The sequence below is a fragment of the Candidatus Poribacteria bacterium genome, assembly GCA_028820845.1.
Taxonomy (GTDB): domain Bacteria; phylum Poribacteria; class WGA-4E; order WGA-4E; family WGA-3G; genus WGA-3G.
The window spans coordinates 140,354-150,025 of record JAPPII010000114.1; the positions used below are offsets into that span (position 1 = coordinate 140,354).

Sequence of the window (9,672 nt, forward strand, 5' to 3'; positions counted from 1 at the left end):
AGCAGAGACTTTCAAAGGACATCTTTCTTTTTATAAAGAGACATTCTTGGAGAAATACTGACTGCTGAAAGTGGAGCGAAGCGGAACGTCCTAATTGCTGACAGCCATAAAAAAGGAGATTCTTGTATGGGCGCGAATGTTATCGGTGTGGATATGGGAGGTACCAAGATTCTATCTGCTGTTATTGATGCGGACGGTAATATCTTGGGGACAGCCAAAGTACCAACCAAAGCGGACAAAGGAGCATCCGAGGTGATTGATCGGATTGCCGACTGTATCCGCAAGGCTATTGACAAATCAGGCGTTGCCTCCGATTCAATTCAGGCGGTCGGTATTGGCGCGCCCGGACCCTTGGATCCTGCGACAGGCGTTGTCATTTTCGCGCCGAACCTCGGTTGGAGAGATGTTCCCCTGAAGGCTGAGCTCGAAGCACGGGTCGGTTTTCCGACGTTTGTTGACAACGATGTGAACGTGGGTACACTCGGTGAACACGTGTTCGGGGCAGGTAGGGGTGTTCAGAACGTTGTCGGGATTTTTGTAGGCACCGGTATTGGGGGCGGCATTATTTTAAACGGCGAGTTGTTCCACGGTGCGAGCAAGACTGCGGGTGAAGTTGGACATATTATTGTCAAAGCCGGTGGACCCCGATGTGGCTGCGGCACGCGTGGATGCTTGGAAGCGATCGCCAGTCGGACGGCGATGACGAAGCAATTCCAGAAGGCTATTGTGAAAAAAAAGAAAAAGAGTGTGATTTCTAAACTCACCGATGGCGACCTTGGGGCTATTCGGAGCGGGGTTTTGGCAAAGGCGATTCGCTTAAACGATAAGTTAACCCTGAAGGTTTTCAAAAAAGTGACAAAGTATCTTGGGATTGGTATCGGTTCGATTGTAAATTTTTTGAACCCAGAGATGATTGTATTGGGTGGAGGTGTCGTTGAGGCACTCGACGACACATTCTTGGATGATATTCGCGCTGCTGCGAAGAAATACTCGCTTCCTAATACGCTGGACGGGGTCCAGATTGTCCGGGCAGAGTTGGGTGATAATTCCGGTATTCTTGGCGCAGCGGCACTCGCGCGACAGCGGTCCGACAACTGATGACTATTCAGGGAGGGTGCTTCTATGTTAGTAGATGATAACAGAGAAGAACATCGGATGATAATTTTTGGTAACGATAGTCGCCTTGTTCAAGAGCGGTTGATCACTGACAATGACACAAAGCGGGACGGCATTCTGGCACAGAAGGTCCATGAGGATTCCTATACCGTCACGTTGTATGTGTTGTTGAAGGATTACGGTCTCGCACCGGTCTTTCGGATCAAGCCGCGCATTCGGTTCCATCGCTCTAACTACGATAACCTCTCTTCAAGCGCACCGCTCCGATATAGTCTTGATGACATCATCCATTTCGCTGAGCTGAAACGTGGTGTTGATTTGACGGAAAAGATTGACGATGTTAAACTCGCGGAGATCCTCGGTGATGCACCAGCACTCAAGGATATAGCGGATGATGTGGCGTTGCAACTCGTTTCGCAGCGTGATGTCTCACTACGGAATCCCCCTTTCAAAACCAAAACCAAGGTTTTTGGGAAGAGCGAAGATGAGGGGGTAGAAGAGGGGGGTATCCCTATCGGCACATTCCTTGATGCGCTCAATCAACCCAAACGAACTGAGCAAATTTTTAAGCGGTTTGCGCGCGGAAGCGAGTTTGCGCGCGATTTGCGAGAGGCTTTGGCACCCTACGAAGACTTTGAATTTCGATTTGGGCTTTATTCGCGGTATGAACGGCGGGATTGCATCTTAGCGAATGGTGATTCCGAGACCAGTGGAAACTACCGAGCGACTTTCGATCCGTGGACGGCACTCGGTTATATCCGAACGAGTGGCGATACGCAACAGTTCCAAATCCTTGCACACGAACGCGGTACCCGATGGGAACACAAAATTATGTTGGAGGAGTTAGATGCCGCGACGCTCGAACGCCTTGCCACAGAAATCCCAGGACTCCGCCGCCAGTACCTGATTGGACGTGTCTTATCTAAGAGCCAGACCGCCTTGACACGCTTGGCTGAACTTCGCGAATCGCAGCTAAACCTTACAAAGGATTTGCACACTGGCTATACACTCCATCTCGAAATACCGGTCCCTGAAAGGCGGTTTTCCGTCATAGAACATCGTCGCAAGTTGCGCGAGATATTTAACGGTAGTGGTGCTTATCGCCTCCATGCATTGAATGGTGAATTTGTGGAGAGACATCATAACATGGCAAAGGGTGTCCGAGATGGTATCGTTTGGACTTTGGATTCGGTTGATTTGTTCACAGGACAACCGCCTTTAGAGGAGAGAGATGAGGGGTTTCTTATCATCAAGACACCCCATCAAAACAAGTTCGTCGTTCGTTCCGCTGGGGAACTGCGGGAACGTCTCCCTAAAAATGGGTTTGAAAAGTGTTGGAATGAGGCTGTTGATGTAGGCGGTTATGCAATTCTCAGTCGGATGAGTGGTAGAGTCTATGCCGTAAACTATGGAAGGCGGAGTACGGGAGGCATCCATGAAGGCGATGTCACCCAGGAAGGGACTGAACACTATTTCTCAATTGAATACTTAGGGGTAGAGTCTGGGCGTGTTGGAAGTTCGCTCTTCGGGGTGCCAACCCACGCGCAACGCACCTTCTTCGATAGACTTTTTAATAGGCAACCGGTACCGCCATTCTTTAATCAACTGATGCAGACTGAGACACAGATCATCGCTGAGATGAAGACGTTGGCGCGGCATTGTAAAGAGAAATTGGCGATTAGCAATTAGGTCGCTGCGCTTTCAGCAATCAGTTAAGTCGTAAAAACCTCTTTGCTGACCGCTGATGGCTGACTGCAAGAAAAAGGGAGATATTTGGTGGAAAATCGAAAAAAAGTCCTTATCACCGGTGCATCTGGCTATATTGCTGGACGGATGCTCCCGGAATTTCGAGAACGCTATGAACTCGTACTCTTGGACGTGAAAAAGACAAATCGGCAGGGAGAAGCGGTCGAAGGTATTCAGATTGCTGAGCTCACTAACCCTGACCGAGATGCCTATAGACACCATTTTGAAGGCGTTGACGCAGTTGTCCACTGTGCTTTTAAAGGTGGTAGTTTTGAGAACGAACTCGCTAACGTTCAGATGGCGTACAACCTCTATCAAACCTGTGTTGAGACGGATGTCCGACGCGTTGTCGTCTGTAGTTCCAACCACGCCGCCGACTATTATGAACGGCTGATATGGGCAGATAAGTGGGATGTGGTGACGCCAGAGATGCGTCCGCTCTCGGATAACTTCTACGGATGGGCAAAAGAGGCGTATGAACACCTTGGCTTTGTTTTCGCGACGGGGCATGTTGACGGTAAGAAGTTGCAGAATATCCAACTCCGTATCGGGGGACCGCGAGAGACCGACATGGCAAACTCTTCAGCAGATGATTTAAAAGCCATGCACCGCGGACTCGGGGCGTATTTGAGCATCCGGGATCAGGTTCAACTCTTTGTCAAGAGCATTGAGACGGAAAACATAGAGGACGAGAACGGGATTCCGTTCCAGATTTTCTACGGTATTAGTGACAATTCGCATAAGTTCTGGAGTATCACCAATGCCCGGAAAGTGATAGGCTATGCCCCAGAGGACGACAGTCAACTCCGTTTTGCTGATCGGTTGGCGGAATTGTTAAAGGAAGCGAGATAACGCTATCATCGGAGCAGGGGAAACACAATGGCATTCAGCGATTTCAAAGCAATTTCTGAGGTTCTGGAGAAATTTAGGATTGTATATACAGAAAAAGACTTTTTTACCGTTGAGGTGCCCTTAAATCCTTCAGAGCAATTTCTCCAAGACTTTGAGTTTTGCAGACAGCACATTGATGTCTTCGCGTCTGAGGCAGCGCGCTGTGAAGTTATTATTTTTCCGATTCTAAAGGAAATCTACAAAGGATATGCTGACACCTACGCGCTTTGGATACAGAAACCTATCACCTACGATGAAATTTTGAACGGAACACCTGATTACTTAATCTCAACAAAATCTGAATTAGGTAGGCCTGTCGTTGGAACGCCTTTGATCCTGCTGGCGGAAGCGAAGAAAAACGATTTTGAACAAGGTTGGGGACAATGTTTGGCTGAATTGGTAGCTGCCCAAAAGATAAACGATGATCCAGAATTTCCGGTTTACGGGGTTGTGAGTGATGGTATATCCTGGCAATTCGGATGCCTTATTGGCGATGTTTTTACGCAGAACCGCACAAATTTTGGGGTTGATAACTTGCCTGTGCTCTTTGGTGCCATTAATGCTGTATTTAAAGCAGCACTGCGGACATCGTACTAAGCCGAGGAAGGTGGTTTTTGTATCACCGGAATGACATAACTCTGAATCTGCACGCCCTTAATCGCTTCTGTTTCTGCCCGCGGTTCTGGCACTTGACGATGATCAAATACAACATAGTACCCCTCCGCGGCACCTTCCAATTGGAGGTATGCCGCAAGTTGTTTTTTGCCTGCCTGATACGACCGAGGCCCCTCCCATATTTTTGTCTCAACGATATATTTTCGGGTGTTGTGGAAGATAACGAGTCACTGCAGGTTGGAATGCTTGCGTGATGCAATAGTGATAAATCGGATTGAGGATTTCACAACGGCCGTCAGCACCTTTTGTAATGACCCCGTAAATGGCAAGTTCGTTCATGAGTTCATTGTAAGGATTAAACATTGGTGCTTGTTCGTAGGAAGCAATTTTCATAAGAAGTGCTTCAAACCGTCTATCCTTACGGACATTCGTCAGAAGGTGTTCAATATTTGTGTTCCGTTCGTGGATAAGTTGTCTGTGTGCCGTTGCGAAGTGGGGCATCATAATCGTCTCGTGTTTCGGGGTGTGCATCTCCTCAGTGAGAATTTGTGCCAATCGATTAACAAGATAGGGCTGCCCGGCGGTCTGCCGGTGGAGGGATTGGATGACATCGGGCGCGATCACTTGTCCGACTTCATCTGTATATTGTCCAAACAGTTCCTGTACCTGATCAAACGTGAAGTTGGGTAAATGAAATTCATCTTGGATGTTGAACGGCGAAATGGATCTGTCGTAATCCAGCTGCGTGATGTCTTTAACACCGATAATGCCAACACTATGCGGACATCGCGTCCTGCCGGAGAGATAGATTTCGCGAAGTACGCGAAGAAACCCTTTCACTGCACTACGCGGAATAGCATCAAACTCGTCAATGATGAGGACGATCCGTTGATCCTTTAAAACCTTTCCTAATGCTCTGAGAAACGTTCGCAGAGAGAGTTGATTCGTGAGGTGTGTAGTTTCCAATAGGTGCCTTATGGTATCAGGCGGGGTCTGTCGGCGTTCTTGAAAAACATCTGTGATTTTCTCATGGATATCACCGGTGAGGCCATCGTAAAACTCTAAAGGGGTGCAGTCTTCGTACACCTCAAAATTGAGTTGAATGGGGAAATAGGTCGGATCTGTGGTGGTGAGTTTTTCGAGTGCTAATTGGAAGAAGGTGGTTTTGCCGGTCTGCCGAGGGGCGAAAAGAACAATATACTTCCCCTCTTTGACGCGCCTGATAAAGTCGGCACCCTCCACTGTTCGAGGGACGAGGTAGTTATCTTCAGGATAGAGGCGGCCTTGGGTTCCGAAGCGTCGCGTTTTTTTCGGCATGTCGTTAGCCTTTTCAAGGGGTGTGTTTCTGTTTAATTTCGTCTATGTTAACGTGAGGCGTTTACGTTATGTGCGAGCCGCTTGACGAACCGCATCGCATAAGTGCCTGAGCCGTTGGAGTTATTAGGGTGTCCGTGAAAAACTTCTGTTTTTAACCATTATATATGCCTCGTTGGAATTTTTCAAACGAAAATGAACAGTTGATTCTATTTTCATGGAGCGACTCTATCACGGTTTTTTAGATACGGCGTGAGGTATTCTTGAAGTTGGAGGCGTGCATTGCGGAGATGTGATTTGATAGTCCCTTCGGATTTTTTGAGGCGGACGGCGATGTTTTTGATGGGAAATTCGTGAAAGTAGTAGAGGCGAAAGACTTGTTTGCGGATGGGGGTGAGCTGCTCGATGGCAGCCCGGAGATGTTCTCGAAGTTCTTGATTCACGATGTCCTGACATGGGGAGGGATACGTGTCAGTGATACAGCGTTCCGCGACAGTGTGCAGTGGTTCGATAGCATCCGCTTTCTTCTGTTTTCGGAAATAATCAATACAGGCGTTTTCGGCGATGCGGTAGAGCCATGAGGTGAAGGTAGAATCGCCACGGAAGGTGTGGACAGCACGAAACGCTTTGAGCCATGTCTCTTGTGTGAGGTCTTTAGCGATTTCGGGGTTTCTGACATTTCCAAGTATGTGATTGTAGACGCGGTGTTGGTATTTGACAACGAGCGGACCGAAGGCTTCAGTGTCACCGCGTTGGGTGCGTTCAATGAGGTGTGTTTCGTCAAAATCAAACAAAGTTTTGTGTCAAGTTCTCTCTTATTGTATTACGGGCGTTGTGTTGAGGGTAAGGATTCTCGGTTTTTCTCCTATTTTTTCGAGGGTGACCTGTTTTGGCTGGATGTCAATAAGGGTGGTGTCCACATCCAATTTCTCACCGAGGGAGATGGTTCGCGTCTGATTTCTACTTGTAGTTTGCAATATCGCTTGTGGAGGCATTTCCCCGCTTGTGGGGATGGTCGTGCCGAGCAAGCGATAGGGTTCGCGTGGACGTGGCGGTCTCCAACCGAGCGGACGCAACAGGTTGTTGTCTATGATGGTACGGTAGAACTCAGTGTCTCGAAAGTGGGGTGTTTGTTCTGCTGCCGGAGTTTGTCTAATTCCGAAAGAAGAGGCGGTCGTTTTGCTTTTTTGTGTGTTGACGGCAACCTTCTTATCGTGGGGTGCTGCTGGTCGCGACTGCGTCTGTGGCAGTACGAACGAGAGTCCCAGTATGACACTAATTCCGCTGGCTATCGCGATGCATTTTAAGTGCGTTCTAGGCATGATGTTTCCTTGTGCGGCGGAGGCTCCTACCAAACTTTGAAGCCGTATTGCCAACCAATGGTGAGCTGCGATATTGTTTTGAGTTGCGTTCCCGCGAGGTTCTGATAGAGAGGCATCTGGAACTCAATCGCGAATCTTTGTCCCGTGAAGATCCCGGTCGGAATGATAAGATTGCTGGAGACTGCAAAGTCAAGCCGTGTGCTCCCTCGGAAATCTGGACGGTGACTGGGGGTCATGTTTGGATTTAAATCCGGGTGGCTCCCGGTGATATTTCCGCGTCGTGACAATAATAATCGGCTACTGAGACTGATCCAATTGTTGATACGTCGAGCCCCCCATGCGGTGGCATTAAAGGTGTTTCCGTGTCGGTACCCACTGATATTGATATTTAGGGGAAACCCGCCGCGCAGTTGCCCGCCATAAGACCACATGTTGTGAAAGCCAAAGAGCGTGACACCGGGGATGACTTGAAAAGACCCGCTTCCCAGTTGCATCGGATAGGGGAGGAGATTATCAGTCTCATCCTTTTTGGCAATGGAACCGGTAGGGAGTGACACACCGAGGTTTGCCAGGATTGTCAGGCCATGGCTTTTCCAAATCGTGGGTAATACCGCGATCTTTGTATCGCCGATGCCCGCACTCGACATTTCATGATGTCCTATTGGATGTTTATGATCGCCATGTGTGTGCTGATGTGAACCTTCCATTTGCATAGTATTGCGTTGGTAGTTTGTCATTGCCATGAGAGTGACACGGTTGTGTGGTGCAAACATTGCACCAAGCATGTGCATCTGCATACGCATCTGTGTGGGAGCCATCTTAAAATCTTTGAGGATATCCGCTGTCTCAACAAGAGTCGCCCTGGATTGTAGTCCCCTCATATCCATCGCCATGAAACGGTAAGCAAGCATCATTTCACCTATTTTATGCCCATGGTCTGCCATCACACCGATCGGAGCATGGCTATCAGCGCGAGACTGCTTGAGTGTGTCAGCATAAGCGGCGGTGAAAAAAATAAATATAAGTAGGAAATTTGTTATGCACATTGTGTGGTTTTTCAATGAATCTCTCCTTTTATTTTTGATTTTATAGTAAAATCCATAATTATCTTTACCATTACCATAAGGTAGTGATATTTCCCAACCTCGCCGATTCATAATATACTTCGTAATTGTAAAATCTACTATAGCACTAAATAGATTGACTTGCGTTGCGATATATATGCTTGAAACTCACGCGTAGTATGCGTGCGAGTTCCGCGCTACCTCCTGTTAACGACGAAAGTTTTTCCATACTATTACCAATGACGGAGTTCCCCGAATGAGACAAAAGGCAATAGTGGCATTAACAAGTATTGTACCTGCTGATTCTATAGCAGTATTTTCGGGTTTGAAAATACTGATGCTCGCAAGAAAAAGAAAGGTACTCATTTTGGCGATGCCACAAAGTGCTTGGCTTGTGTAGGAACGAATCAGAAGGTGGGTCCATCCATTTTTTGATGGGTTGATATAGGGCTGCAAGTTGTCTATCAAAAAACCGCTAGTCAGAATGGTAACTGGCATCCATAAAGGAGTCAGCCCAGTTACAGTAAAATAGATCCAGAAGGTGTTTTCAATAATTCTGTCGGCTATAGGGTCAAGGATTGCTCCCAGTTTGGTTGTCTGGTTATATTTGCGGGCAACGAGACCATCAACAGCATCAAGCGTGAAAATAAGAACAATAGCTGCGGGGATCCCTCTATTTAAAACTGAAGGCACGCGAAACAGGGCTATGACACCGAAGGTGAAAAAAACACGACCAAGTGTTATGGTGTTTGCAAGCATCTGTATTTATTCTTTTAATTTTTCTGGATCCAGCTCCTTAGCCTTCTTGAAATCCATCTCTGCTGCCTCCTTTTTCCCAAGTGCTGCTTTCGCACGCCCGCGTTCGTAGTAGTCTGCGGCGGATTCTGGGTTTATCTTGATGGCTCTATCAAAATCGGCTATTGCCCCTTCAAGGTCCCCAAGGGCAGCCTTTATAACGCCACGTGTATGGTAGGCATAAGCAGTTTCCGAATTTCGTTGGATAGATGCGTCACTATCTATTATCGCCGATTCATAAAGTTTTCTGGCTTCTGCTATATTTCCTGCAGTGGCTTCAGATTTTCCAAGCAGATACTTTGCATACCCCCGATTGTTGTACGCTACAGCATCCTCAGGAATTCGTTCGATAGCTTGCGTGCTGTCTGCAATCGCGCCGTGATAATGCTGCTGTGCTGCCTCTACATCCCCTTGATTTGCTTTAAGTTCACCAAGGTTGGTCCTTGCAGCTCCAAGGTTCATGTAGGGTTCAGCACTTTCTGAATCGAGTTGGAGCATTTGCATCCAATCCCCAATCGCGCCGTGATAATGCTGCTGTGCTGCTTCTACATCCCCTTGATTTGCTTTAAATTCACCAAGGCGGAACTGCCCAAGTCCACGATTGTAGTAGGTCTCCGCCTCATCAGGATTTAATTCAATGGCTTGCGTCCAGTCTTCTATGCCAGCTTCATATAACGCTCTGGCTCCCTCTACATGTCCTTGGGTAGTTTGCAGATCTGCAAGTTTGACTCTCGTAAGTCCACGATTGTAGTAAGTCTCCGCCTCATCAGGATTTAATTCAATGGCTTGCGTCCAGTCTTCTATGCCAG

General features: G+C 47.7%; 10 protein-coding genes. 4 read left to right on the forward strand and 6 right to left on the reverse strand.

Features of this window, described 5'->3' with window-relative positions; genetic code table 11:
* Window positions 1-126: 126 nt before the first annotated feature.
* The 4 genes from OXN25_21040 to OXN25_21055 all read left to right on the forward strand — a co-directional run bounded on the left by OXN25_21040 (window position 127) and on the right by OXN25_21055 (window position 4,350).
* Window positions 127-1,098, forward strand: a complete 972-nt coding sequence (locus OXN25_21040; protein ID MDE0427348.1) for an ROK family glucokinase — start codon at window positions 127-129, stop codon at window positions 1,096-1,098.
* 24 nt (window positions 1,099-1,122) lie between these two features.
* Window positions 1,123-2,805 carry a hypothetical protein gene (locus tag OXN25_21045; GenBank protein MDE0427349.1) on the forward strand — a complete coding sequence of 561 codons (1,683 nt, stop codon included), beginning with the start codon at window positions 1,123-1,125 and terminating at the stop codon, window positions 2,803-2,805.
* Window positions 2,806-2,892: 87 nt separating this feature from the next.
* On the forward strand, window positions 2,893-3,714 hold the full coding sequence (locus tag OXN25_21050; GenBank protein ID MDE0427350.1) for an NAD(P)-dependent oxidoreductase: 822 nt from the start codon (window positions 2,893-2,895) through the stop codon (window positions 3,712-3,714).
* Window positions 3,715-3,741: 27 nt separating this feature from the next.
* A complete protein-coding gene (locus tag OXN25_21055; protein MDE0427351.1) occupies window positions 3,742-4,350 on the forward strand; it encodes a hypothetical protein in 609 nt (202 codons plus the stop codon).
* A 207-nt stretch (window positions 4,351-4,557) separates the two neighbouring features.
* Here OXN25_21055 and OXN25_21060 read toward each other — a convergent pair whose 3' ends face one another.
* From OXN25_21060 to OXN25_21085, 6 genes are all read right to left on the reverse strand, one after another.
* Window positions 4,558-5,685: an AAA-like domain-containing protein gene (locus OXN25_21060; protein ID MDE0427352.1), complete on the reverse strand. Its 1,128-nt coding sequence runs from the start codon at window positions 5,683-5,685 to the stop codon at window positions 4,558-4,560.
* Between the two features lie 212 nt (window positions 5,686-5,897).
* Complete coding sequence (locus tag OXN25_21065; GenBank protein MDE0427353.1) at window positions 5,898-6,476, reverse strand: sigma-70 family RNA polymerase sigma factor; 579 nt, start codon at window positions 6,474-6,476, stop codon at window positions 5,898-5,900.
* 21 nt (window positions 6,477-6,497) lie between these two features.
* A complete protein-coding gene (locus OXN25_21070; protein ID MDE0427354.1) occupies window positions 6,498-7,004 on the reverse strand; it encodes a hypothetical protein in 507 nt (168 codons plus the stop codon).
* Between the two features lie 26 nt (window positions 7,005-7,030).
* The gene (locus OXN25_21075; protein ID MDE0427355.1) at window positions 7,031-8,065 is read right to left on the reverse strand and encodes a transporter; all 1,035 of its coding nucleotides are present in this window, start codon (window positions 8,063-8,065) and stop codon (window positions 7,031-7,033) included.
* Between the two features lie 210 nt (window positions 8,066-8,275).
* Complete coding sequence (locus OXN25_21080; protein ID MDE0427356.1) at window positions 8,276-8,827, reverse strand: CDP-alcohol phosphatidyltransferase family protein; 552 nt, start codon at window positions 8,825-8,827, stop codon at window positions 8,276-8,278.
* A 6-nt stretch (window positions 8,828-8,833) separates the two neighbouring features.
* On the reverse strand, window positions 8,834-9,672 hold an 839-nt coding region (locus OXN25_21085), incomplete at its 5' end, for a tetratricopeptide repeat protein (protein ID MDE0427357.1).

Bases quoted from the DNA above. Each gene is read 5' to 3' on its own strand.
- OXN25_21040 (MDE0427348.1), top strand. From the start codon at position 127: ATGGGCGCGAATGTTATCGGTGTGGATATGGGAGGTACCAAGATTCTA.
- OXN25_21045 (MDE0427349.1), top strand. From the start codon at position 1,123: ATGTTAGTAGATGATAACAGAGAAGAACATCGGATGATAATTTTTGGT.
- OXN25_21055 (MDE0427351.1), top strand. From the start codon at position 3,742: ATGGCATTCAGCGATTTCAAAGCAATTTCTGAGGTTCTGGAGAAATTT.
- OXN25_21060 (MDE0427352.1), bottom strand. From the start codon at position 5,685: ATGCCGAAAAAAACGCGACGCTTCGGAACCCAAGGCCGCCTCTATCCT.
- OXN25_21070 (MDE0427354.1), bottom strand. From the start codon at position 7,004: ATGCCTAGAACGCACTTAAAATGCATCGCGATAGCCAGCGGAATTAGT.
- OXN25_21080 (MDE0427356.1), bottom strand. From the start codon at position 8,827: ATGCTTGCAAACACCATAACACTTGGTCGTGTTTTTTTCACCTTCGGT.